The 208-nt window shown below is 49.5% G+C and carries 1 protein-coding gene; it reads left to right on the forward strand.

The window, feature by feature from the left end; genetic code table 11:
* The coding region (locus tag M979_RS22295) for an integrase core domain-containing protein (protein ID WP_157093306.1) at positions 1-208 on the forward strand (208 nt) is incomplete at both ends.

Here is a 208-nt window from a genome sequence, read left to right on the forward strand (position 1 = left end):
TGACTGCTACCAGAATGCGCTGGCTGAGCGAATAAACGGGATCCTGAAAAATGAGTTTTTACTCTCGCGTCCTGCAGACCTGGCGCAGGCCCGGGAAATGGTAAAAGAATCTGTGGCGATTTATAACCATGAGCGGCCACACCTGGCCCTGAAATACAAAACGCCCGATGATGTTCATCAGGCGTTTTACAGACAGAAAACTGTCAAC

It is taken from the genome of Buttiauxella noackiae ATCC 51607 (assembly GCF_001654865.1).
GTDB classification, from domain to species: domain Bacteria; phylum Pseudomonadota; class Gammaproteobacteria; order Enterobacterales; family Enterobacteriaceae; genus Buttiauxella; species Buttiauxella noackiae.